We start from the raw sequence: 24,228 nt of genomic DNA on the forward strand, positions 1-24,228 counted from the left end.
CGCAAACCGTTTGCTCCCTCCGGGGCAGGGCGGCACTGTGGTCGCAGGCGGCAAGGGGCCGCTGCAAGGAGACCGTGATGAAGACCCTGTTCGCGCTGGGCGTGTGGTGCCTGCTGTTCGTGCTGTGCTGGCCGTTGGCGATCCTTGCCCTGATCGCCTGGCCGTTCGTGTGGCTGCTGAGCCTGCCGTTCCGCCTGGTCGGCATCACGTTCTCGGCGCTGTTCGCGTTCCTGCGCGCGCTGTTCATGCTGCCGGCACGCCTGCTGGGTGGCGGCCGCGGTCCGGTGGCTGCGTGATGACGCCGGCCATCGCGGTACTGGTATTGGCGCTCGCGGCGCCAGCCCCTGCCACGCCCGCGACACCACCGTCCGCCTGGCTGGAACGCCAGCAGACCGCCGCTGCCGACGAAGCGGATGCTGCGGCGGCCAAGCTCGCCAAGCCTGACAGGCCCAAGGAACGCTGCAGGGTGGTGAAGGAATGGAAGGTGGGTGAAACCGTGGTGCAGCATCGCATCTGTGACGATGCACCGGAGCCGCCTGCTGGAAAGGTGTAGCGCCGGGCCCATGCTCGGCTCCACATCAGAAGGCCAAACAAAAAAACCCCGCCGAGGCGGGGTTTTCCTGTCATGCCACCGGGCCGATCAATTGGCCTTGTGGATGGCGCGCTTGCTGACCGCCATCGCCGCGTCGTGGACCACTTCCGACAGCGACGGGTGGGCGTGGCAGATACGGGCCAGATCATCGGCCGAACCGCTGAACTCCATGGTCAGCACGCCTTCGTGCACCAGCTCGGACACGTTGGCGCCGACCAGGTGCATGCCGAGGATGCGATCAGTCTCGGCATGCGCCAGGATCTTCACGAAACCTGCCGGCTCGATCATTGCCACGGCACGGCCGTTGGCGGCGAACGGGAAGCTGCCGGCCTTGTACGGGATGCCTTCGGCCTTCAGCTGTGCTTCGGTCTTGCCCACCCAGGCCAGTTCCGGCTCGGTGTAGATGACCCACGGAATCGTGTCGAAGTTGACGTGACCCGGCAGGCCGGCGATCAGTTCGGCCACGGCGATGCCTTCCTCGAAGCCCTTGTGCGCCAGCATCGGGCCGCGCACGCAGTCGCCCACCGCCCAGACGCCATCGACGCCGGTGTGGCAATGCGCATCGACTTCGATCTGGCCACGCTCGTTGACCTTCACGCCGGTGCCTTCGGCCAGCAGGCCCTTGGTGGCAGCGCGACGGCCGACGGCCACCAGCAGCTTGTCCACGGTCAGGGTCTTCTCGCCTTCGCTGTCGGTGTAGGTGACAACGACTTCCTTCTTCTTGCCCTTGCCGGTGATCTCGGTCTTGGAGACCTTGGCGCCCAGGCGGATGTCCAGGCCCTGCTTCTTGAATTCCTTGGCCGCGGTCTTGGCGACTTCGGCGTCGGCGACGGCCAGGAACTCCGGCAGCGCCTCGAGGATGGTGACTTCAGCGCCCAGGCGCTTCCACACGCTGCCCAGCTCCAGACCGATCACGCCGGCGCCGATCACCGCCAGGCGGTTCGGCACTTCGGTGAAGTCCAGGCCGCCGACGTTGTCGACGATGGTCTCGCCGTCGAACTTGGCGAACGGCAGTTCGATCGAATCCGAACCGGCGGCGATGATGACGTTGGTGCCCTTCAGCTCGACTTCCGAGCCGTCGTGCTGCTTCACCTTGACCACGTTGCCCGGCTGCAGTTCGCCGAAGCCGTAGTAGGTGGCGACCTTGTTGGCCTTGAACAGCATGGCGATGCCGCCGGTGAACTGCTTGACGATCTTGTCCTTGCGGCCAACCATCGCCTCGACGTCCATCTTGGCGTCCTTGAAGCTGATGCCGTGGTCGCCAAAGATGTGGCTCATGTTCCAGAACTGGCGCGAGGAATCCAGCAGCGCCTTGGACGGGATGCAGCCCACGCGCAGGCAGGTGCCGCCCAGCGCCGGCTTGCCATCCTTGCCCAGCGCTGCGTCGATGCAGGCGGTCTTCAGGCCCAGCTGGGCCGCGCGGATGGCAGCGTGGTAACCGGCCGGGCCCGCACCGATGACGACGACGTCGAATTGTTCAGCCATTGAATTAGTCCTTGATGCTTTACCGGAACCCCCTTCCGCGCGGGCGCGGAAGAGGGCGGGAGGTCTTACAGGCCGAACAGCATGCGGCCCGGGTTTTCCAGCTGGTTCTTGATGTCCACCAGGAACTGCACCGAGTCCTTGCCGTCGATGATGCGGTGGTCGTAGGACAGCGCCAGGTACATCATCGGCGCGATCACGACCTGGCCGTTCTGGGCGATCGGACGCTCCTTGATGGCGTGCATGCCCAGGATGGCGCTCTGCGGCGGGTTGATGATCGGCGTGGACAGCAGCGAGCCGAAGGTGCCGCCGTTGGTCACGGTGAAGGTGCCGCCCTGCAGTTCTTCCAGGCTCAGCTTGCCGTCACGGGCCTTCTTGGCGTAGTCGGCGATGGTCTTCTCGATGTCGGCGAACGACATGCGCTCGACGTTGCGCAGCACCGGGGTCACCAGGCCCTTCTCGGTCGACACGGCGATGGAGATGTCCGAGTAGCCGTGGTAGATGATGTCGTCACCATCGATCGACGCGTTGACCAGCGGGAAGCGCTGCAGCGCGTTGGCGGCGGCCTTCACGAAGAAGCTCATGAAGCCCAGCTTGATGCCGTGGGCCTTGACGAACTCGTCCTGCAGTTCCTTGCGCGCGGCCGACACCTTGGACAGGTCGACTTCGTTGAAGGTGGTCAGCATGGCGGTGGAGTTCTTGGACTCCATCAGGCGTTCGGCGATGCGCTTGCGGATGCGGGTCATCGGCACGCGTTCTTCCGGACGTGCGCCACCGGCCTTGCCGGCGCCGCCATTGCGGGCGAAGTTGACGATGTCTTCCTTGGTCACCGCGCCGCGACGGCCGGTGCCGTCCACGTCGGCCGGGTTCACGCCCTCGGTGATGGCGGTGAAGCGGGCACCCGGCGGCAGCGCATCGGCGGCCGACTTGGCTGCCGGGGCCGGAGCCGCGGCGGGAGCCGGAGCAGCGGCTGCGGCCGGAGCCGGGGCATCGGCCTTCTTCTCTTCAGCGGCCGGAGCCGGGGCAGCCGCCACGGCGCCTTCCTCGATGATCGCCACGACCTGGCTGGAGGTCACGGTGGCGCCCACGTCGAACTTGATCTCCTTCAGCACGCCATCGACCGGCGACGGCACTTCCAGGACGACCTTGTCGGTTTCCAGGTCAAGCAGGTTTTCGTCGCGCTTGACGGCGTCGCCCACCTTCTTGTGCCAGGTGGCGATGGTGCCGTCGGCGACGGATTCGGGCAGTACCGGGGCTTTGACTTCGGTGGCCATGCGGGAGCTTCCTGGTTTGTCTTCTAAATAAGGGGAGGAGAGTTATTCAGCGACCTGGTCGTTGAACGGGTTGACCAGTGCGTCGGCAATCAGCTGCTGCTGCTCGCGGACATGGTCAGCCATGTGACCGGCAGCCGGCGACGCCGAACGTGCGCGACCGGCGTAATGCAGGTTCTGGCCCTCGGCCAGGCAGAACTGCAGGTGGTGGCGGATCTGGTACCACGCGCCCTGGTTCTGCGGTTCTTCCTGCGTCCACACCACGTCGGTGGCCTTGCCATACTTCTTCAGTTCGGCAGCCAGCAGCGCACGCGGGAACGGATACAGCTGCTCCACGCGGATGATCGCCACGTCGTCCTGGCCACGCTTGGTCTGGTCTTCCAGCAGGTCGTAGTAGACCTTGCCCGAGCACAGCACCACGCGCTTGACCTTCTTGGCGTCGGCATTGGCATCGCCGATCAGGTGCTGGAACTCGCCGTTGGCCAGCTCGTCCAGGGTCGACACCGCCAGCTTGTGGCGCAGCAGCGACTTCGGCGACATCACCACCAGCGGCTTGCGGGTGGTCATGTGCAGCTGGCGACGCAGCATGTGGAAGGCCTGGGCCGGGGTCGACGGCACGACCACCAGCATGTTCTCCAGCGCGCACAGCTGCAGGAAGCGCTCCAGGCGCGCCGAGCTGTGCTCCGGGCCTTGCCCTTCATAGCCATGCGGCAGCAGCAGGGTCAGGCCGGAAATGCGGCCCCACTTGGCTTCACCGGCGGCGATGAACTGATCGATCACCACCTGGGCGCCGTTGGCGAAGTCGCCGAACTGGCCTTCCCAGATGCACAGCGTGTTCGGATCGGTGGTGGAGAAGCCGTACTCGTAGGCCATCACCGCTTCTTCGCTCAGCAGCGAATCGATGACGGTGGCCTTCTCCGGCGAATCCACCAGCTGCCGCAGCGGCATGTAGTAGTTGTCGGTCTTCTGATCGTGCAGGATCGCATGGCGGTGCGTGAACGTACCGCGGCCGACGTCCTGGCCGACCAGGCGCAGTGCATGGCCTTCGTCCAGCAGGGTGGCGTAGGCCAGGTTTTCTGCAAAGCCCCAGTCGCCCGGAATCTCGCCAGCGGCCATCTTGCGGCGGTCGTCGTAGACCTTGGCCACGCGCGAGTGCAGCTGCACTTCGTCCGGGATGGTGTTGATCAGCTTGGCCAGCTCGACCAGCTTGTTCTTCTCGACCTTGGTCGAGACCGGGTCGGACAGCTTGCCTTCCAGCAGCTTCGGCCAATCAACGAACAGCGGGCTGCTCGGCGGAGTCTTCTCGACCTTGGCCAGTTCGGTGGTCACTTCGCCGGCGTCCAGCTTCTCGCGGTAGGCATCGACCATCGCCTTGCCGGCGCCGGCGGCGATCACGCCCGCCTTTTCCAGCTGCTCGGCATACATCTCGCGGGTGGTCGGGTGCTTGCGGATCACCTGGTACATCAGCGGCTGGGTGATCGCCGGCTCGTCGGCCTCGTTGTGGCCCCAACGGCGGTAGCACATCAGGTCGATGACCACGTCCTTGGCGAACTTCTGGCGGAACTCGAACGCCAGCTGCGCGGCGAACACCACCGCTTCCGGGTCATCTCCGTTCACGTGCAGCACCGGCGCGGCAATCATCTTCGCCACGTCGGTGGCATAGCGCGTGGAGCGCGTATCCAGCGGATTGGAGGTGGTGAAGCCGACCTGGTTGTTGACCACGATGTGCACGGTGCCGCCGACGGCGAAGCCGCGGGCCTGCGACATCTGGAACAGTTCCATGACCACGCCCTGGCCGGAGAAGGCCGCGTCGCCGTGGATCAGGATCGGCATGACCTGCTTGCGGGCGGTGTCCTTGCGGCGCTCCTGGCGCGAACGCACGGAACCGGCCACGACCGGGTCGGCGATTTCAAGGTGCGACGGGTTGAACGCCAGCGCCAGGTGGACCGGGCCACCCTCGGTGGCCACGTCGGCGGAGAAGCCCATGTGGTACTTCACGTCGCCGGCCGAGGCGTGCTCGTCGTGCTCGAACTTGCCTTCGAACTCGTCGAACAGCTTGCGCGGGTTCTTGCCCAGGGTGTTGACCAGCACGTTCAGGCGGCCGCGGTGGGCCATGCCGATCACCACGTCCTTGACGCCGTCCTTGCCGGCGCTGCGGATGATGGTGTCCATCATCGGGATCAGCGCATCGCCGCCTTCCAGCGAGAAGCGCTTCTGGCCGACGTACTTGGTGTGCAGGTAGCGCTCCAGGCCTTCGGCCGCGGTCAGGCGCTCCAGGGTGCGGCGCTGGGTGTCAGCGTCCAGCTGGTAGTTGCCGCCGGCCAGTTCCAGCTTCTTGTAGATCCACTGGCGCTGCTCGACCTCGGCGATGTGCATGAACTCCGCACCGATCGAACCGGTGTAGGTCGCCTTAAGGCGCGCCAGCAGATCGCGCAGCTTCATGCGCGGCTGGCCGCCGACGCCACCGGTGCTGAACTCGCTGTTGAGGTCGGCATCGGACAGGCTGTGGAACGGCAGGCCCAGGTCCGGCGTATTGACCGGCGCAGCCAGGCCCAGCGGGTCCAGGCGGGCGTCCAGGTGGCCGCGCGAACGGTAGGCGGTGATCAGACGACCGACATTGCGCTCACGCTCGTCGCCCGCACCTGCGCCGGTGCCGGCCTTCAGCGCATCCTTGGCCGCGTCCGCGATGTGGGAAATGACGGCCGAGTGCGGAATGTCACCTGCTTCGCGGCCCTTGAAGCCGTCGAAGTAGGTCTTCCATTTGGGATCGACACTGTCCGGGGAGACGAGGTACTGCTCGTACAGGTCCTCGACATAGGAGGCGTTGCCGCCGGCGAGTTGCGAAGATTGCGCAAACTGCTTCAGTAGATTGTCCACGATGGAGGGTGTTGATTCGCTTTGTGGGGTATGGCTTAAGAAGGACCCGGCAGGAAGATGAATAGCCCTGCGCAGGCGCGTTCAAACAGCCAAATTGTACCCCCATCCGGACACGAAGGGGCATCGCGGAGGCCATCGTGCGTCCCCCGGTGCCGCTTCCAGACAGGTTGAACCCGACCGTCGCGCTCAGAGGCCGAGCGCGCGGAGTTCGCTGCAATCGCGCGAACGGTCCCAGACGCGCTGCAATTGCTGCTCGAACTGCCGCGAACGTGCCGGCAGCGCGATGCCGGCCTCGCCGTCGAGGCGATGGCCGATCAGACGAAAGTAGAAGTCGCCCCTGTCATTGATCAGGCAGGCGGACGCCAGTGCCCGGTCGACCGGATCGGTCACCTCGCGGAACAGGATCACGCTGGGCAGCCGCTGTGCCATCGCCAGCAGCGGCGCGCCGGCACGGCCAATGGCTGCCGCGTCATGCACGATCACCCGCAGCTGCTTGTCGTGGCGGGCACTGGCGAAGCGGCGCAGGGCGGCCTGTACCGGGCCGGCATCGAGCAGGCCCGGGTCCAGCAGGTGGCTGTGCAGCCATACCTGGCGACGGGCACGGTGGAGGATGGCGGTGGTGGCGGCCACGGCCTCGGCGCGGCTGTTGATCGCGCTGGCCGCGTCCAGCCGGCGGCGCATCTGCTGGTGCCCCAGGCCGGCCTCCTCGAAGACCTCGCCTTCAGGCAGGAAGCCCTGCCGCGCGTAGAAGTCGCGGGCGGGCAGCTGTGCGTGCAGATGCAGCTCGGCCAGGTCGAGGCCATGGCCGGCCTCGACCAGGGCCTCGAGCAGGGCTTCACCGATGCCCTGGCTGCGGTGGCTCGCCAGCACCGCCATGCGGCCGACGCGGCCATCAGGTGTGAGCCGGCCAGTGCCGACCGGCGTGCCGTCGGCATCCAGCGCCAGTACGTGGGCACTGACCGGGTCCATCGCGTCGCGCTCCAGGTCGCTGGCAATGCCCTGTTCCTGCACGAACACCTGCTGGCGCACAGCGTGGATGGCGCCATGCGCATCGGCATGACCTACCTGATGGACGCGGATCGAGGGCATGACTCAGGCGCGACCGGCGTCGCTGTCGTCTTCTTCGTCGTCTTCGAAGTTGACGATGACCTCGATGCCATCGTCATGCACGGTCACCACGTGGACATCGTCGGACACGGCGTCGTCATCGATCACCTCCACCTGGTCGCGGCCTTCGACCACCTCACCGAGGACGCCTTCATCCTCGCCCTCGTCGTCGGCGCCATACAGCTCGCTGGGGTTGATCAGCTGGAACACGCCGCCGACCAGCAGCTGCTGGACCACCGCGCGGCCCTTGTCCGACAGTCCGCGATAGGCGGCCGCGTCGAGCTGCTCGGCACCGGCCAGGCGCTGCGCATCCTTCACCGGCAGCGCGAAGTCCTGGCCGCTGACGTACAGGCTGGCGCCCCGCTTGGCCCGCCGCCAGGCCAGGCGGGCCCAGGGGTGGCGTTGCAGCAGAAGGCCGGACTGCAGGGCGGCGACCACCTCTTCCTGTTCCGGCGCGGCCTGGTGGGCCATCACTTCGCCGGCGGCGCGGTAGGTGGTGATGAAGCGGCCGAACCAGTCGCCCAGCTTGTCCGGGTCGTTCATGCGGATGGCGTTGAGGGCGGTGATCACCCGTGCCATCGCCACCGTGTCGATCTCGTTCGGATCGGCCGGCAGCTTCAGGTCGGGGTCCTGATAGCGGATGTTCTCGTCGGCATCGGCGATCAGGGTGTCCAGGTAGTCACTGATGAGTTCGGCCGAGGACGGCGCGCGCATGCCGAAGGAGAACGTCAGGCAGGGGTCTTCGGCGACGCCATGGTGCGGCACGTTCGGCGGCAGGTACAGCATGTCGCCCGGCGCCAGCACCCAGTCGTGGGTGGGCTTGAACACCTCCAGCAGCTTCAGTTCCACGTCCGGACGGAACCCCAGCGGCGGGCGCCGGCCCTTGATCGACTCGCTGGCGTCGATCTGCCAGCGACGATGGCCCTGGGCCTGCAGCAGGAACACGTCGTACTGGTCGACGTGGGCACCGACCGAGCCGCCGGTGGCGGCGAAGCTGATCATGACGTCGTCCATGCGCCAGCGCGGGAGGAAGCGGAAGTGCTCGATCAGCGCGCGCACGTCCGGGTCCCACTTGTCCACGTCCTGCACCAGCAGGGTCCAGTCGTGGTCGGGCAGGGCGGGGAATACGTCTTCCTGGAACGGGCCGGTACGTACGCGCCAGCCGTCCTGGCGCTTGTCGTGCTCGATCAGGCGTGCCAGCACGCCTTCCTCGCAGGCCAGCCCGGCCAGGTCTTCCGGCTGCACCGGAGACTGGAAATCAGCGAAGGCGTTGCGGATCAGCAGCGGACGCTTCTGCCAGAAATCGCGCAGGAACACGGCCGGGGACATGCCCAGCGGCTGGCCGGGACGGGCGGTGACTTCGATGAGCGGGGCGGAGGACTTGCGGGCGGCCATGGGGGAATCCTTGCAGCGGAAAGCGGGAGGGCGGCGCGGCGTGCCGCCAAGGCGTCCATTGTCCGACGTTCGTTGGGATTGCGCACGTGCGGTGGTTTGTCGCGGGGTGTCCGGCCAACGGCGGAGCCCCTCGTGGTGGGGGCCGGGTTGGTCGCTGAAAGCCAACGCCGTGCTTGGCCGGGCGGGTGGGCTGCGCGGGGGACGCTGCAAGTACGTCCCTGTAAGCTTGGCCGCCGCATCCATGCGGCGGACACCCCCGCGCAGCCCACCCGCCCGGCCCTTGACAGTCTCCTGCGGGGTCCGCCACGGAATGGAAGAAGAAAATCAAAGGCAACAGTGGGTCACACGCTGCGCTTGCTCGTGTAGCCGAAAAACAAAGAGGGACGCGGCGAAGCCGCGTCCCTACTTCACATTCCGTCCCGACAACAAATGCTCTTCGATCCGTCACCGGGACGCTGTCAGAGGTGGGGCGGGTTGGGTTCGCGGGGGTGTCCGCGGCATGGATGCCGCGGCCAAGCCCCCAGGGATGGGTTCACGGCGTCCCCCGCGAACCCAACCCGCCCCGCCAAACACTGCAGAAACCCATAGCCGCCTTTGACGTTGCCGTTGCCTGCCGCAGGCAGCGCCGCGGCCGCCGCCGCAGAGAAAACCCCTCAGATCTTCTTCGCCAGCGCCTCGGCCAGACCGGTATAGCTGCCCGGGGTCATCTCCAGCAGCCGCTGCTTCGCATCCGCCGGCAGCTCCAGCCCCTGTACGAACGCCCGCATCGACTCGGCGGTGATGCCCTGGCCGCGGGTCAGTGCCTTCAGCTGCTCGTACGGGTTCGGCAGGCCGTGGCGGCGCATCACCGTCTGCACCGCTTCGGCCAGCACTTCCCACGCGGCATCCAGGTCGGCATCCAGGCGCTGCGGATTCACCTCCAGCTTGCCCAGTCCCTTGGCCAGCGAGTCCAGCGCCACCTGGCTGTGGCCGAAGGCGGTACCCAGCGCCCGCAACACGGTGGAGTCGGTCAGGTCGCGCTGCCAGCGGCTGATCGGCAGCTTCGCGCTGAAATGCTCGAACAGCGCGTTGGCGATGCCGAAGTTGCCTTCGGCATTTTCGAAATCGATCGGGTTGACCTTGTGCGGCATGGTCGACGAGCCGACTTCGCCTTCCTTCAGGCGCTGCTTGAAGTAGCCCAGCGAGATGTAGCCCCAGATATCGCGGGCCAGGTCGATCAGGATGATGTTGGCGCGGCGGGCGGCATCGCCGATTTCGGCGACGTTGTCGTGCGGCTCGATCTGCGTGGTGTACGGGTTGAACACCAGGCCAAGCCCGGTCACGAAGCGTTCGGCGAAGGCCGGCCAGTCCACGTCCGGGTAGCTGGCGACGTGCGCGTTGTAGTTGCCGACCGCACCGTTGATCTTGCCGGTCAGCTCGACCGCGGCGATCTGGCGGCGCTGACGCTCCAGGCGCGCCACCACGTTCGCCAGCTCCTTGCCCAGGGTGGTCGGCGAAGCGGTCTGGCCGTGCGTGCGCGACAGCATCGGCTGCGCGGCCTGGGCGTGGGCCAGGCCACGCAGGGTGGCGGCGATGCCGTCGAGCGTCGGCAGCAGCACCTCGCGGCGCGCCTGCTCGAGCATCAGGCCGTAGCTGAGGTTGTTGATGTCCTCGCTGGTGCAGGCGAAATGCACGAACTCCAGTGCCGGCGCCAGCTCGGCGTCGTCCTTCAGCTGCTCCTTGATGAAGTACTCCACCGCCTTGACGTCATGGTTGGTGGTGCGCTCGATCTCCTTCACCCGGGCGGCATGGGCGGGGCTGAAACCGCTGGCCAGCGCGCGCAGACGGGCGGTGGCGGCTTCGGAGAACGCTGCAAGCTCGACGATGCCCGGCTCGGCGGCCAGCGCCAGCAGCCACTCCACCTCGACCGTGACGCGGGCCTTGATCAGGCCGTACTCGGAGAAGATCGGGCGCAGGGCATCGACCTTGCCGGCGTAGCGGCCATCGAGCGGGGACAGGGCGAGCAGGGCGGAATCGGACATGTCGGCAGGGCGGGAGCGAGCGGCGGGGCCGATATTCTACGACGCGTGGCCTTCGCATGCTTGGCAGCACCGGGCCACGCCGGGCGCAGGGAGGCTGCGCGCTGTCCTCGCCCGGCCGGGCCCGCCGCTCCCGATGGGCAACGGTGCCGCAGATGAAACGATCCGGCCCGCTTCCGTCATGCCATGCAACGGGCAAGAGAGTATCGTGATTGCCGCCGCCAGCCCGGGAAGCGACACCCTGCCAGCCGCCGCTTCCCTTTCCCCAACTGAAGTAGTGCGGAGTCGATGCAATGAGCAAAGCTGCAAGCAAGGGTGCCTCCCGGGCGTTCCGGATCGAACACGACAGCATGGGCGAGCTGCAGGTGCCTGCCGATGCCCTGTGGGGCGCGCAGACCCAGCGCGCCGTGCAGAATTTCCCGGTGTCCGGCCAGCGCATGCCGCGCGGGTTCATCCGTGCGCTGGGTCTGGTCAAGGGCGCCGCTGCCGGCGTCAACGCCGAACTGGGCCACCTGCCCAGGAACGTGGCCAAGGCGATCCAGGCCGCCGCCGCGGAAGTGGCGGCGGGCGACTGGGACGCGCATTTCCCCATCGATGTCTACCAGACCGGTTCGGGTACGTCCTCGAACATGAATGCCAACGAGGTCATCGCGACCCTGGCCAACCGCGCCGGCAAGGCCGGCAAGACCACGGTCCATCCCAACGACCACGTCAACCAGGGGCAGAGCTCCAATGACGTGATCCCGACCGCGCTGCGCGTCTCGGCGGTGCTGGCGGCGCACGAACAGCTGCTGCCCGCGCTGGCGCATCTGCGCAGGACCATCGACAGGAAGGGCCGCAGCCTGCGCAAGGTGGTCAAGACCGGCCGTACCCACCTGATGGACGCCATGCCGCTGACCTTCGAGCAGGAGTTCGGCGCCTGGTCGGCACAGCTGGCATCGGCACAGGCGCGCATCGAGGACAGCCTCAAGCGCGTCCGCCGGCTGCCGCTGGGCGGCACCGCCATCGGTACCGGCATCAATGCCGATCCGCGTTTCGGCGCTCAGGTGGCCAAGGCCCTCAAGCAGCACTCGGGTTTCAAGTTCGACAGTGCCGACAACAAGTTTGAAGGCCTGGCCGCGCAGGACGATGCGGTGGAGCTGTCCGGCCAGCTCAATGCGCTGGCGGTGGCGCTGATCAAGATCGCCAACGATCTGCGCTGGATGAATGCCGGGCCGCTGGCGGGGCTGGGCGAGATCGAACTGCCGGCCCTGCAGCCGGGCAGCTCGATCATGCCGGGCAAGGTCAATCCGGTGATTCCGGAGGCGACGGTGATGGCCTGCGCGCAGGTGATCGGTCACCACACGGCGATCACGGTGGCCGGGCAGACCGGCAATTTCCAGCTCAATGTGACCCTGCCGCTGATCGCGGTGAACCTGCTCGAAGGCATCGGCCTGCTGGCCAACGTGTCGACGCTGCTGGCCGACAGCGCCATCGCAGGCCTGAAGGTGCGCGAGGATCGCGTGGCGGAGGCGCTGGCGCGCAACCCGATCCTGGTCACTGCGCTGAACCCGATCATCGGCTATGAGAAGGCTGCGGCAATCGCCAAGCGCGCCTACAAGGAACAGCGGCCGGTGCTGGAGGTGGCGCTGGAGGACAGCGGCCTGGGCGAAGCGGAACTGCGGCGCCTGCTGGATCCGACGGCGCTGACCGCTGGCGGCATCCATGCGGGAGGCGGTGGCGGCGGTTGATCTGCCGAGCAGGCTTGCCGGGCCAATGAGAAACGCCGCCCTCGGGCGGCGTTTGCGTTCAGCGACGGTCGGCGACGATGTTGCCGAAGGTCTCGGTGTAGTCCTTGAACTCGGGGATGCGCTGGATCAGGTCGCCTGGAATGACGTCCATGCCCTCCGGCGGCTGGATCTTCACCGGCTGCATGTTCGGATCGGCCGGGGCGGCCACCAGCGTGTTCTGGCGCAGTACCTGCAGCTTGCCGAACATCGTCTGCAGCATCTGTTTCTGCGCATCGTCCAGCGGAATCTGGATCTCGTCCATCTTCATCGTGCCGTCGGCCAGGATGATGATGTTCGGTGCCGGTGGACGGCGCACGGTCACCATGCCTTCGCTGACGGAGATCTTGGGCTTGCCACGCTCTGCGCGGTGGTTGCGGTAATCCTGGTCGCAGCCGGCCAGGCCCAGGCAGAACAGGGCAGCCAGCAGCAGAAACAGCTTCTTCATGACGATTCGATCGGGGGCATCCGGGGTGCCCATTGTAAGCCCGGTGGCGGCAGCGGGGACCCGCTGCCGGCCGGCTGCGCTGAAGTGTCTCAGTTGGAGAAGGTGACCGAGCTGTCCTTCCCGCAGTCGTCGACGTCGCTCTGGTCCATGCTGGCGTAGGGCTTGAAGGCCGGCAGTTCGCGGGCAAGCGCCTGCTGGCTGGCCAGCATCGCCGGCAGGCGGTCGCAGATGCGCTTGGCCTGCGCTTCGATCTTGGCGGCCTCGGCGTTGATCCGCTTCTCCACGCCTTCGCTGTCACCGCTGAAGATACCCTTGAGCGCTTCACCGGCAGCGCTGGCACCGAGCTTGGCACCGGCCAGGCCGACATTCATCCCGTCCGTCGCGATGGCGACCACGTGACCGCGGTACTCCAGCAGCTGGCGGCGCTGCGCGTCGTTGGTCGGCACATTCTTGCCGCCGATCAGCAGATGTCCATCCGGCGTGATCTCCGCGCGCGGCTGATTGTCGGCGGAGATCTTGATGTTGCCCTCAGTGATCTCTCTGCGGGCCTCATCCATGGCTTCCTGGACTTTTCTGCCAACGCCGCTGGAGGTTTCGGCGACGCTCTTGCCGACACTGGTGTCGGGCGCGGAAGACGTGCCACCGCAGGCGATCAGCGGCAGGCACAGCAGGGTGGCAGGCAGCAGGCGCATCAGGTTCATGGCATTCCCCTCGAATCGGTGGGTTGGGATTTACTTGTTGCGGGGCAGGGTGACCCTGCCGCTGACGTTGCGGTGCACGACGTCGCCGCTGCCGCTGTGATCGACGGTCAGGTTGCCGCGCACGCCATCGACGTCGATGTCGCCGGAGCCATGGCTGCGCACGTGCACATCGCCGCCGATGTCACCCAGGTCGATGCCCCCCGAGCCCACCACGCCGATCTGGACGCTGCCCTGCACGCGCTTGAAGTCGACGTCGCCCGATCCGACCGTGTCCAGGCGTGCGTTGCCACGCACGTCGCTGATCGTGAGGTCGCCGGAGCCGACCGTGCCGACGATCGCGTCGCCCCCGATGTTGCGCGCCTTGACGTCACCCGAGCCGAGCGACAGCAGGTTCAGTGCGCTGCCACCGTCGATCTCCAGGTCGCCGGAGCCGACGGAGGCATGGATGGTGCCGCGGGTGCCGCGCGCAACGGCGTCGCCGGAGCCGACATCCACGCTCAGTGACTGCGCGTTGTCGATGCTGGCATCGCCGGAGCCGACCTTGAACTGCAGCGGCAGGTTGTCCGGCACGCTGCCGCGGATGTCCAGCCAGGCGTAGAAGTTGCCCAGGTTCAGGCCGGCACGGCTTGCGCGGCGCAGGCTGACCACCAGCTTGTCGCCTTCCCGGCGCTGGTCCAGCACCAGCTGGTCCAGCAGATCCTGGCTGGACGCGCAGGCACGGCCGTCGAGCTGACCGCCTCCACTGCGGGCGGTCACCTTCAGATCGAACTGGTTCACCTCGAACACCACCGCCTTGGCACCGGCCGCGTCCAGCTTCAACGTGCGTGCAGCGGTGAACTTGCAGTTGGGTGCATCGGCGGCCAAGGCCGACAGCGGCATCAGCAACAACGCGGTACAGGCGAGCAGGGAACGCATGGGTGGTGGCTCCGGTAAGGGGTCAGATTTCGCCGGCGCGGCGGCGCAGGCGGATGGCAAGGAAGATGAAAAGCGCGCCGAACGCAGCGCCGATCCACAGTCCCGGCATCGCCAGCGACTTCAGCTGCGCGACCGGTCCCATCAGCGCGGTGACCGATTCCAGGTCCGCACGCGAGTCCTGCAGGCCGGTGCGGTAGATCAGGTCCATGCCGGGCACGCCACTGAGCAGCAGGCGACCGACGACGTTCTGCCAGAACCAGCCGCTGGTGAGCCCGAACAGGGTCATGACCTTGGTGGTGGAGACGATGATCCCGGCGAAGAGCGGCAGCATCACCGCCCACAGGAACGGCTTGGACTTGGCCCAGGCCGAGCACAGCAGCAGCCAGCCGGCGGTCGGCAGCGCCCACAGGACGTAGACCGGAATCCAGGACAGGTGGCCGGCGGCCAGGGTCAGCGGGCTGGCCGGTCCCCAGATCAGGTTCATCGGGCTGCCACCGTGCAGCGCGGCCACCAGGCTGATGATGGCGAGGAAGCCGAACATGGTCAGGATGCCCGCGACCACTGCGATCAGCGGGGCGATCACCAGCGCGCTGATCACCTTGGAAAGCACGGTCTGGGTATCGGACAGTGGCAGCGATTTCCAGAACAGGATGCTGCGGTCGCGGCGGTCGTCATACAGCGCGCCAAGGCAGTAGAAGAACATCACGAACGCCAGCACCAGGAATGGCCAGGCCGAACTGAGCACCAGGGTCAGGTCGAGGCCGTTGCCGAGGTCGGCCATGTCCTTGGCACTGATGTTGCGGGTCAGCAGCGCCAGGTCCAGGCCGTTGATGTTCACGTCCTCGCCATCGATGTGCAGATTGCCGTCGCGCGCAGCCCGATGCAGGGCGAACAGGCCGAAGGCGATGCCCACACCGCTCATCAGCAGCGACACCACGCCGGCAATCAGCGGCGCATAGAGGAACCCGCCACGGTTCTCCCAGTATTCACGCTTGAGCAGCCAGCGCAGCGTGCCGGCGGGACCGACGGGATGATTGACGGCGTTCATGCGTAGGTCCCCTTCATGACAGCGACGAACAGATCAGCCAGGCCCGGGCTGCGGGTCTCGCCGAGGGAGGTGAGCTGGTCACGCGGCACGCCGTCATACAGCAGCACGGTCTTGCCGAAGGCCAGGGCGCGCTCGTCGATCGGCTTGAGCGCACGCGCGGTATCGAGCTGCTCGGCGTTGACCAGCAGCTCGGTGTAGCGTTGGCCGACATCGTCCATCTCTGCGTCGAGCACGATGCGGCCGTCGCGGATGAACATGACGTCGCTGAGGATGTGCTCGATCTCTTCGACCTGGTGGGTGGTGACGATGATCGTCTTCTGCTCGTCGAAGTAGTCCTCCAGCAGGCGCTGGTAGAACTCCTTGCGGTACAGGATGTCCAGGCCCAGGGTCGGCTCGTCGAGCACCAGCACGCGGGCGTCGATGGCCATCACCAGGGCCAGGTGCAGCTGCACGATCATGCCTTTGGACAGTTCGCGCACGCGCTGCTTCGGCTGCAGCTTGGTGTTGGCCAGGAAGCGCTCGCAGCGGGCGCGATCGAAGCGGGGATGCACGCCGGCGACGAAGTCGATGGCCTCGCGCACCTTCAGCCAGCGGGGCAGCACCGCGACGTCGGCGATGAAGCAGATGTCCTTCATCAGCTCATCCCGATGAAGGCGCGGGTCGCGGCCGAGCACGCTGAGGTCGCCTTCCACCGTGGTCAGGCCGAGGATGGCCTTCAACGCGGTGGTCTTGCCGGCACCGTTGGGTCCGATCAGGCCGATGATCCGGCCCGCCGGGATGGTGAAGCTGGCATTGTCGAGCGCGACCGTGCTCTTGTAGGCCTTGCGCAGGCCGCGGGCGGTGATGACCGCGTCGCTTGCAGCGGTACTGGTGAGGCTGGCATTCATCAGACTTTCCCCTGGGTCAGCAATTCGTCGAGGCTCAGCCCCAGGCGCTGGATGCGCTCCAGGACGGCCGGCCATTCTTCATTGAGGAAGCGCTCGCGCTCGCTGCTGCGCAGCTGCGTGGCCGCCTGCTCGGTCATGAACATGCCCAGGCCCCGGCGCTTCTCGACCAGGCCTTCGTCAGCCAGTTCCTGGTAGGCGCGCGAAACGGTGATGGGGTTGAGCTGGTAGTCGGCGGCCACCTGGCGCACCGAAGGCAGGGCATCGCCCGGCTTGAGGATTCCGTCGAGCATCATGGCGATCACGCGCTCCTTCAGCTGGCGGTAGATGGGAGCGCCGTCGCTCCACTGGATGTCGCTCATGGTCAGCTCCGTGGGGTCAGCGGCTGTGCGAACGAGAAATACGGCATGGACAGGGAGCTGTGCAGCCGACGCGGGGGGGAGGGTGAAGCTTCCGGCGTCCCGGCCGTGGGAGTGGGCGCGTCCTGCGGGGTATCGGACAGAGAGGGGGCGGTGGGCGCGCGTGGCGAGGCCAGCCACGCCATCACCAGCAGGGTCGAAACGGCGGTGATCGCGGGAGCGGTGACGTTGCGATGCATCCGGGTGTTCATGGCATACCCCCTGTCTCAGGTGACTGGTGTTGTATGCAACTATAACACCGGCACGCCGACGTGCAACCCCCGACATGACCCAACTGATGGCAGGGGGTGTCATGGCATAGATGCAATTCTGCAAGCCATTGATTTGAATGCGGAATGATGCCCGGCGGGCGCAGGCCGTCGCCTCGCTTCCATTCAGCTGCGTCCATGCTATGTCAAGCACCGGCCAGCCTCTGGCCCCGGCTGCGTTGCCGCCAATCCGCGCAAAGCGCCGGGGCGGTCGCGCGGCCGGGTGCCCCCGGGGCCGGTGCTATAGTTCGGCCGATTCCCGGCCGCTCCCGGCCGGGCCCTGTGAATGGCCACCGCGGACCGCTCCGATGCCCCTGCCGACCGTCTTCCCGCGCCGCCTGCGCGGTCTTTCCCTGCTGACCCTGCTGGCTGGGCTGGCCCTTCCCGGCCTCACCCTGGCCGCCGATCTGCTGGATGTGGACTACCGGCCCCTGGCCGGCAAGCAGCAGGTCAACCTGCAGCAGCGCTATCACGGCCAGGTGCTGCTGGTGGTCAATACCGCCAGCAAGTGCGGGTACACGCCGCAGTACGAAGGCCTGGAAGCGCTGCAGCAGCGCTATGCACGCCGCGGGTTCGCGGTCCTCGGCTTCCCGTCCAACGATTTCAAGGGCCAGGAACCCGGTGACGAAGCGCAGATCCAGGAATTCTGCACGCTGACCTATGGCGTGAAGTTCCCGATGTTCGAGAAGGTCCACGTGGTCGGCGCGCAGGCCACCCCGCTGTACCAGCGCCTGACCGCGGCAACCGGCGTGGCGCCGGGCTGGAACTTCCACAAGTACCTGGTCGGCCGCGACGGCAGGGTCATCGCCCAGTTCGCCAGCAAGGTCACGCCGGATGATCCGCAGCTGATCGCGGCCATCGACAAGGCACTGGCCGCGCCCGCCGCCACGCGTTGATATCCGGCACGGATGCCTCGACATCGACGGCATGCGTGCGACAATGCTTCTTTTCGCGCCGACGTCGGCGCCCAGTCACTTCCAGGAATGCAGCGAATGAAGATGGGAATGCGCGGCGCAGCGGCGTCGGTTCTGATTCTGGCGATGGGCACTTCGGGTGTCGCTCTGTCGCAACAACCGGCGGCCCCCGCAGCCGCCAAGGAGACCGCAACCTTGAATTCCCCCAAGCAGAAGCTCGGTTACGCCATCGGCCTGGATGTCGCCAAGTCGTTCACCCCGATCGCCGATGAAATCGACGTCGCTGCCCTGCGCACGGCCGTGGAGCGTTCGTTCGAAGGCCTGCAGCCGCAGATCACCCAGGAGCAGGCCAAGGCCACCGATGCCGCCCTGCGCCAGGTCGTGATGGCCCGCAGCGGCCAGCAGGTGCCGGGCGTTGCGCCGGGCTCTCAGCCGCCGAAGGTCGATCGGGTGAAGGTCGCACAGATGATCGGTTCCTACTCGGTGGGTCCGTCGCTGGCACAGCTGAAGGACGACATTGACGTTGCGTCGCTGTTTGACGCAATCAGCACTGGTCTGAGCAAGGGCCAGCCGAAGATGACCGAGGCTGACGCCACGGCCACCATCCAGGCGTTCATGGGCGCCAAGCAGGCCGAAATGCAGGCCAAGGCTGCCCAGGCTGCACAGACCAACCGTCAGGAAGGCAACGCATTCCTGGCCAAGAACAAGACCCAGCCGGGCGTGGTGACCACGGCCTCGGGGCTGCAGTACCAGGTGATCCGCCCGGGCAGCGGCGAGCGTCCGCTGCCGACCAGCAAGGTGCGCGTGAACTACGAAGGCAAGCTGCTCGACGGCACCGTCTTTGACAGCTCCGCCAGCCGTGGCCCGGCCGAGTTCGGCCTGGACCAGGTGATCAAGGGCTGGACCGAAGGCGTCGCGCTGATGCCGGTCGGCTCCAAGTACCGCTTCTGGATCCCGGGCGAGCTGGCCTACGGTGAGAACGGCACCCCGGGCGGCCCGATCGGTCCGAACGCCACGCTGACCTTCGACGTCGAACTGCTGGGCGTCCTGCCGTAAGCCACCACGGAGCCTGCACGGACATGCGCGTTGCGATTTTCGGTACCGGTTACGTCGGCCTGGTGACGGGCACCTGCCTGGCCGATGTCGGCCACCAGGTGATCTGCGTCGATATCGACCAGGGCAAGGTCGATGGCCTGAACCAGGGCATCATCCCGATCTATGAGCCGGGCCTGGAGCCGATGGTGAAGGCCAACCACGCTGCGGCGCGGCTGGCGTTCACCACTGATGCGGCTGCGGCGATCGCGCATGGCCAGGTGGTGTTCATCGCCGTGGGCACACCGCCGGACGAGGATGGCAGCGCCGACCTGCAGTACGTGCTGGCCGTGGCCCGCACCATCGGCCGGCACATGAGCGTGCCGACCGTGGTGGTCAACAAGTCGACGGTGCCGGTCGGCACCGCCGACAAGGTCCGTGCAGCGATCACCGACGAACTCGCGGCGCGCGGCGCCGACATCGCCTTCGATGTGGTCTCCAACCCGGAGTTCCTGAAGGAAGGCGACGCGGTCGCCGACTGCATGCGACCGGACCGCATCATCATCGGTGCCACCAGCGACGAGTCGGTGGCGGTGATGCGTCGCCTGTATGCACCGTTCAACCGCAACCACGACCGTGTGGTGGAGATGGACGTACGCTCGGCCGAGCTGACCAAGTACGCCGCCAACGCGATGCTGGCGACCAAGATTTCGTTCATGAACGAGATTGCCAACATTGCCGAGCGTGTCGGCGCCGACGTCGAGCAGGTCCGCCAGGGGATCGGCTCGGACCCGCGCATCGGCTGGCATTTCATCTATCCGGGCGCCGGTTACGGTGGCTCGTGTTTCCCCAAGGATGTGCAGGCGCTGGCCCGCACCGCCCAGCAGAGCGGCCTGGAGCCGAAGCTGCTGAACGCGGTGGAAGCGGTCAACGATGCGCAGAAGGGCCACCTGTTCGCCCTGGTCCAGCGCCACTACGACAAGGGCGAGGACGAGGGCGTGCGCGGCAGGACGTTCGCCGTGTGGGGGCTGGCCTTCAAGCCGAATACCGACGACATGCGCGAGGCCTCCAGCCGCCGCCTGCTGGCGCAGCTGTGGGAGGGTGGGGCGACCGTACGTGCGTTCGACCCCGAAGCCATACACGAAGCGCAGCGCATCTTCGGTGAGCGCGATGATCTGGTGTTCTGTGACAGCGCCGATGACGCGCTGCAGGGCGCCGATGCGTTGATCGTGGTGACCGAATGGAAGCAGTTCCGCAGCCCTGATTTTTCGATGCTGCGCGAACGGCTGAAGGACGCGGTCGTGTTCGACGGCCGCAACCTGTACGACCCCGCCGAGGTCGAAGCGGCGGGCCTGGCGTACTACGGCATCGGCCGGGGGCGTTCACTGCATGTCTGAGCTGCCGACCGAACGCGAGCAGGCGCTGGAAGCGCGCCTGGTCGAGCTGGAGATGCGTGTGTCCTTCCAGGAACACGCGCTGGCCGAACTGAGCGACGCACTGGCCGATGCCCGGATGCAGGGCACCCGCAACGCCGATGTGCTGCGCGTGCTGCTGGAAGACCTGGGCAAGGTCCGCAACGCACTGAATTCCTCCGATCCGGCGAGCGAACCGCCGCCGCCGCACTACTGATCCATACCCTTATCTATGAGCGATACCCTCCGCGACCAGTTGCTGGGCCTGGGCTTCAAGCCCGCGCCCAAGCCCGAGCGCAAGAATGATGGCCCCCGCCGTGATGGCCGCCCGCAGGGCAAGGGCGGCAACGGCAATGGAAAGCCGCAGGGCGCAGGCAAGGGCGAGCACACGCCCGGTGAGCGTCGCGGTCCCGGTGGTGCGCCGGGCAAGCCGGGGCAGCACCGTGGACAAGGCCCGCGCAGGCCGCGCAGTGCCGAGGAGATGGATCTGGCCAAGGCCTATGCCATCCGTGCCCAGAAGGAGAAGGAAGAGCGCATCGAAGCCGAGCGCCTGAAGCAGGAGGAAGCGCGTCAGCGCCGCGAGGCGAAGGCGAAGCTGGAAGAACTGCTGAAGGACAAGGGCCTGAATGACGAGGCGGCCGACATCGCGCGGCACTTCCCGTATGGCGGCAAGATCAAGCGGATCTATGTCACCGCGGCACAGCTGACCGCGCTCAATGCCGGCGAGCTGGGCGTGGTGCAGCTCAATGGCCGCTATCTGCTGGTCACCGCCGAGGTGCTGAACCAGGCCGAAGCCGTGTTCGCGGCCTCGGTGGCGCTGAAGGTCGATCCGGATGCCCCGGCCGAGGACGATCCCTACGCCGATCCGCAGTACCAGGTGCCGGATGACCTGGTCTGGTAAGCCTGCACCGCAGTGATCGGAAACGCCGGGCAATGCCCGGCGTTGCTGTTTCTGCGCGGTCTATTCGGGATCGTAGTCGAGGTTGGATGCGAGCCAGCGCTCGGCCTGGGCGCGATCCACGCCCTTGCGCCGCGCGTAGTCGCCCACCTGTTCGCGGCTGAGGCGGCCGACCACGAAGTACTGGCTCTGTGGATGGCTGAAGTAGTAGCCGGAGACGGCCGCGGTGGGCAGCATCGCGAAGCTCTCGGTCAGCGTCATGCCCGCGTTGGCTTCCGCCTGCAGCAGATCGAACAGGCGGCGCTTCTCGCTGTGCTCCGGGCACGCTGGATAGCCGGGGGCGGGCCGGATGCCGCGATACTTCTCGTCGATCAGCGCATCGTTGTCCAGCGCTTCGGTGCGGTCATAGCCCCAGAACTCGGTGCGCACCCGCTGGTGCAGGCGTTCGGCCAGTGCTTCGGCGAAGCGGTCGGCCAGGGCCTTGAGCAGGATCGCGTTGTAATCGTCGTGCTCGGCTTCAAAGCGCGCGACATGGGCATCGATGCCGATACCGGCGGTGACCGCGAACGCACCGATCCAGTCCTGTCGCCCGCTGTCGGCCGGTGCGATGAAATCGGCCAGGCAGAAGTCGGGGCGCTCGGCCGGCTTGTCGACCTGCTGGCGAAGGAAGTGCAGGGTGGTCTCGCCCTGTGGATGCTGCACGCGGACATCGTCACCGACACTGTTGGCCGGCCACAGGCCGAACACCGCCTTGGCGGTCAGCCACTTCTCCGCGACGATGCACGCCAGCATCGCCCGGGCGTCGCGGTACAGCTCGCTGGCCTGGGCGCCGACGATCTCGTCAGTGAGGATGGCCGGAAACTTGCCAGCCAGTTCCCAGGCCTGGAAGAACGGCGTCCAGTCGATGTAATCGACCAGTTCCGACAGGGGATAGTCTTCGAACACATGCAGGCCGGGCTGGTTCGGAACCGGGGGCACATAACTGTCCCAGCCGCCCTGGAATTTCTGGCCGCGCGCGTGCTCCAGCGAGACCAGCCGCTTGGCATCGCCACGGTTGCGGTGACGGGCGCGGATCTCGGCGTAGTCGGCTTCATTGGCAGCAACGAAGCCCGCGCGCAGGTCGCGCGAGATCAGCGACTGGGCCACGCCCACCGCGCGCGAGGCATCCTTCACCCACACCGTAGGGGCATGGTAGTGCGGGTCGATCTTCAACGCCGTGTGCGCGCGCGAGGTGGTGGCGCCGCCGATCAGCAATGGCAGGTCGAATCCCTGGCGCTGCATCTCGCGGGCGACATGGCTCATTTCCTCCAGTGACGGCGTGATCAGCCCGGACAGGCCGATCAGGTCGGCCTTGTGCTCGCGGGCCGCATCGAGAATCTTCTGCGCCGGCACCATCACGCCCAGATCGACCACCTCGAAGTTGTTGCAGGCAAGGACCACGCCGACGATGTTCTTGCCGATGTCGTGCACATCGCCTTTCACGGTGGCCATGATGATGCGGCCGTTGCTCTTGGCGGTGTCACCGCTGCGGGCCTTCTCCGCCTCGATATAGGGCAGCAGGTAGGCCACCGCCTTTTTCATCACGCGGGCCGACTTCACCACCTGCGGCAGGAACATCTTGCCGGCACCGAACAGGTCGCCGACGACGTTCATGCCATCCATCAACGGCCCTTCGATCACGTCCAGTGGACGGCTGGAGGCCTGCCGTGCCAGTTCGGTGTCCTCTTCCACGAACGCATCCAGCCCGTGCACCAGGGCGTGGGCCAGGCGCTGCTCGACCGGCTTGGCGCGCCAGGCCATGTCTTCGCTCTTCACCTTGCCCTTGCTGCCCTTGTAGCGTTCGGCAATCTCCAGCAGGCGCTCGGTGGCGTCAGGGCGGCGGTTGAGGATCACGTCCTCCACGCGCTCGCGCAGGTCCGGCTCCAGTTCGTCATAGATCGGCATGGCACCGGCGTTGACGATGCCCATGTCCATGCCGGCCGCGATGGCGTGGTACAGGAAGACCGAATGGATCGCCTGGCGCACCGTTTCGTTGCCACGGAACGAGAACGACACGTTGGAAACGCCGCCGGAGACGTGGCAGTGCGGCAGGGTCTGCTTGATGATGCGCGTGGCTTCGATGAAGTCCACCGCGTAGTTGTCGTGCTCCTCGATGCCGGTGGCGACAGCGAAGATGTTCGGGTCGAAGATGATGTCCTGTGGCGGGAAGCCGATCTCATCGACCAGAATGCGGTAGGCGCGCGTACAGATCTCGACCTTGCGCGCACAGGTGTCGGCCTGGCCGCTTTCGTCGAACGCCATCACCACCGCTGCCGCGCCGTAACGCAGCACCTTGCGCGCGTGTTCGCGGAACAGGGCCTCGCCTTCCTTCAGCGAGATCGAATTGACCACGCTCTTGCCCTGCAGGCATTTCAGGCCGGCTTCGATCACGCTCCATTTGGACGAGTCGACCATCACCGGAATGCGGGCGATGTCGGGCTCGGACATGATCAGGTTGAGGTAGCGGGTCATCGCCGCCTCGGAGTCGATCAGGCCCTCGTCCATGTTGACGTCGAGGATCTGCGCGCCACTGGCCACTTGTTGCCGGGCCACGTCCACGGCCTCCTCGTAGCGGCCTTCCTTGATCAGCTTGCGGAACTGCGCGCTGCCGGTGACGTTGGTGCGCTCGCCGACGTTGACGAACAGCAGGTCCGGGGTGATGACCAGCGGTTCCAGGCCGGACAGGCGGGTGGGGCGGACAGGCGTCATGGCAGGCAGTGGCTCAGCAACGGCAGGGCGGGAAGTGCGGAACGGTGGCGGCG

Annotated in this window: 22 protein-coding genes; 8 read left to right on the forward strand and 14 right to left on the reverse strand. The window is 66.8% G+C overall.

Features of this window, described 5'->3' with window-relative positions:
- Positions 1-77 precede the first annotated feature (77 nt).
- Entirely contained in the window at positions 78-296 is a 219-nt protein-coding gene (locus AC5P76_RS12885; protein WP_053515365.1) for a hypothetical protein, read from the forward strand.
- Positions 296-553 carry a hypothetical protein gene (locus AC5P76_RS12890; protein WP_065175461.1) on the forward strand — a complete coding sequence of 86 codons (258 nt, stop codon included), beginning with the start codon at positions 296-298 and terminating at the stop codon, positions 551-553. Before AC5P76_RS12885 ends, AC5P76_RS12890 begins: the two co-directional genes overlap by 1 nt.
- A gap of 87 nt (positions 554-640) precedes the next feature.
- Here the strand turns inward: AC5P76_RS12890 and lpdA are convergent, their stop codons facing one another.
- The 6 genes from lpdA to purB form a co-directional block, all read right to left on the reverse strand.
- Positions 641-2,077 carry a dihydrolipoyl dehydrogenase gene (gene lpdA / locus AC5P76_RS12895; protein WP_053515369.1) on the reverse strand — a complete coding sequence of 479 codons (1,437 nt, stop codon included), beginning with the start codon at positions 2,075-2,077 and terminating at the stop codon, positions 641-643.
- Positions 2,078-2,142: 65 nt separating this feature from the next.
- Positions 2,143-3,348 carry a dihydrolipoyllysine-residue succinyltransferase gene (gene sucB / locus AC5P76_RS12900; protein ID WP_065175459.1) on the reverse strand — a complete coding sequence of 402 codons (1,206 nt, stop codon included), beginning with the start codon at positions 3,346-3,348 and terminating at the stop codon, positions 2,143-2,145.
- A 42-nt stretch (positions 3,349-3,390) separates the two neighbouring features.
- The gene (locus tag AC5P76_RS12905; protein WP_053515372.1) at positions 3,391-6,222 is read right to left on the reverse strand and encodes a 2-oxoglutarate dehydrogenase E1 component; all 2,832 of its coding nucleotides are present in this window, start codon (positions 6,220-6,222) and stop codon (positions 3,391-3,393) included.
- Between the two features lie 186 nt (positions 6,223-6,408).
- Positions 6,409-7,311, reverse strand: coding sequence for a GNAT family N-acetyltransferase (locus AC5P76_RS12910; RefSeq protein WP_253119559.1), 903 nt, complete (start codon positions 7,309-7,311; stop codon positions 6,409-6,411).
- 3 nt (positions 7,312-7,314) lie between these two features.
- Positions 7,315-8,724: a ribosomal protein uL16 3-hydroxylase gene (locus AC5P76_RS12915; protein WP_253119561.1), complete on the reverse strand. Its 1,410-nt coding sequence runs from the start codon at positions 8,722-8,724 to the stop codon at positions 7,315-7,317.
- A 653-nt stretch (positions 8,725-9,377) separates the two neighbouring features.
- Positions 9,378-10,745, reverse strand: a complete 1,368-nt coding sequence (gene purB / locus AC5P76_RS12920; protein WP_128987758.1) for an adenylosuccinate lyase — start codon at positions 10,743-10,745, stop codon at positions 9,378-9,380.
- Positions 10,746-11,035: 290 nt separating this feature from the next.
- Here purB and AC5P76_RS12925 point away from each other — a divergent pair, with 290 nt between their 5' ends.
- Positions 11,036-12,472: a class II fumarate hydratase gene (locus tag AC5P76_RS12925; protein WP_065182914.1), complete on the forward strand. Its 1,437-nt coding sequence runs from the start codon at positions 11,036-11,038 to the stop codon at positions 12,470-12,472.
- A 58-nt stretch (positions 12,473-12,530) separates the two neighbouring features.
- On the opposite strand, the gene AC5P76_RS12930 is transcribed toward AC5P76_RS12925, so the two are convergent.
- The 7 genes from AC5P76_RS12930 to AC5P76_RS12960 all read right to left on the reverse strand — a co-directional run bounded on the left by AC5P76_RS12930 (position 12,531) and on the right by AC5P76_RS12960 (position 17,114).
- Positions 12,531-12,956: a hypothetical protein gene (locus AC5P76_RS12930; protein WP_053515382.1), complete on the reverse strand. Its 426-nt coding sequence runs from the start codon at positions 12,954-12,956 to the stop codon at positions 12,531-12,533.
- 89 nt (positions 12,957-13,045) lie between these two features.
- Positions 13,046-13,657: a YggN family protein gene (locus AC5P76_RS12935; protein ID WP_253120390.1), complete on the reverse strand. Its 612-nt coding sequence runs from the start codon at positions 13,655-13,657 to the stop codon at positions 13,046-13,048.
- Positions 13,658-13,687: 30 nt separating this feature from the next.
- Positions 13,688-14,572 carry a DUF4097 family beta strand repeat-containing protein gene (locus tag AC5P76_RS12940; RefSeq protein ID WP_193396647.1) on the reverse strand — a complete coding sequence of 295 codons (885 nt, stop codon included), beginning with the start codon at positions 14,570-14,572 and terminating at the stop codon, positions 13,688-13,690.
- Between the two features lie 22 nt (positions 14,573-14,594).
- Positions 14,595-15,620, reverse strand: a complete 1,026-nt coding sequence (locus tag AC5P76_RS12945) for an ABC-2 transporter permease (RefSeq protein ID WP_065176060.1) — start codon at positions 15,618-15,620, stop codon at positions 14,595-14,597.
- Positions 15,617-16,507, reverse strand: a complete 891-nt coding sequence (locus tag AC5P76_RS12950) for an ABC transporter ATP-binding protein (protein WP_065176059.1) — start codon at positions 16,505-16,507, stop codon at positions 15,617-15,619. Before AC5P76_RS12950 ends, AC5P76_RS12945 begins: the two co-directional genes overlap by 4 nt.
- Entirely contained in the window at positions 16,507-16,866 is a 360-nt protein-coding gene (locus AC5P76_RS12955) for a GntR family transcriptional regulator (protein ID WP_053515392.1), read from the reverse strand. Before AC5P76_RS12955 ends, AC5P76_RS12950 begins: the two co-directional genes overlap by 1 nt.
- A 2-nt stretch (positions 16,867-16,868) precedes the next feature.
- Positions 16,869-17,114, reverse strand: coding sequence for a hypothetical protein (locus AC5P76_RS12960; RefSeq protein ID WP_065176058.1), 246 nt, complete (start codon positions 17,112-17,114; stop codon positions 16,869-16,871).
- Between the two features lie 365 nt (positions 17,115-17,479).
- Between AC5P76_RS12960 and AC5P76_RS12965 the strand changes: the two genes are divergently transcribed.
- From AC5P76_RS12965 to AC5P76_RS12985, 5 genes are all read left to right on the forward strand, one after another.
- Positions 17,480-18,067, forward strand: coding sequence for a glutathione peroxidase (locus AC5P76_RS12965; RefSeq protein ID WP_053515396.1), 588 nt, complete (start codon positions 17,480-17,482; stop codon positions 18,065-18,067).
- 96 nt (positions 18,068-18,163) lie between these two features.
- Positions 18,164-19,141 (forward strand): FKBP-type peptidyl-prolyl cis-trans isomerase, encoded by a 978-nt coding sequence (locus AC5P76_RS12970; RefSeq protein ID WP_065176057.1) that lies wholly within the window; start codon positions 18,164-18,166, stop codon positions 19,139-19,141.
- 23 nt (positions 19,142-19,164) lie between these two features.
- Positions 19,165-20,514, forward strand: a complete 1,350-nt coding sequence (locus AC5P76_RS12975) for a UDP-glucose dehydrogenase family protein (RefSeq protein ID WP_253120392.1) — start codon at positions 19,165-19,167, stop codon at positions 20,512-20,514.
- A complete protein-coding gene (locus AC5P76_RS12980) occupies positions 20,507-20,746 on the forward strand; it encodes a SlyX family protein (protein ID WP_053515402.1) in 240 nt (79 codons plus the stop codon). Before AC5P76_RS12975 ends, AC5P76_RS12980 begins: the two co-directional genes overlap by 8 nt.
- 15 nt (positions 20,747-20,761) lie before the next feature.
- On the forward strand, positions 20,762-21,430 hold the full coding sequence (locus AC5P76_RS12985; protein WP_053515404.1) for a DUF2058 domain-containing protein: 669 nt from the start codon (positions 20,762-20,764) through the stop codon (positions 21,428-21,430).
- A gap of 60 nt (positions 21,431-21,490) precedes the next feature.
- Here AC5P76_RS12985 and metH read toward each other — a convergent pair whose 3' ends face one another.
- Entirely contained in the window at positions 21,491-24,175 is a 2,685-nt protein-coding gene (gene metH, locus AC5P76_RS12990) for a methionine synthase (RefSeq protein ID WP_206733955.1), read from the reverse strand.
- Positions 24,176-24,228 lie beyond the last annotated feature (53 nt).

This window comes from Stenotrophomonas sp. YJH_SMC_36, assembly GCF_059369935.1.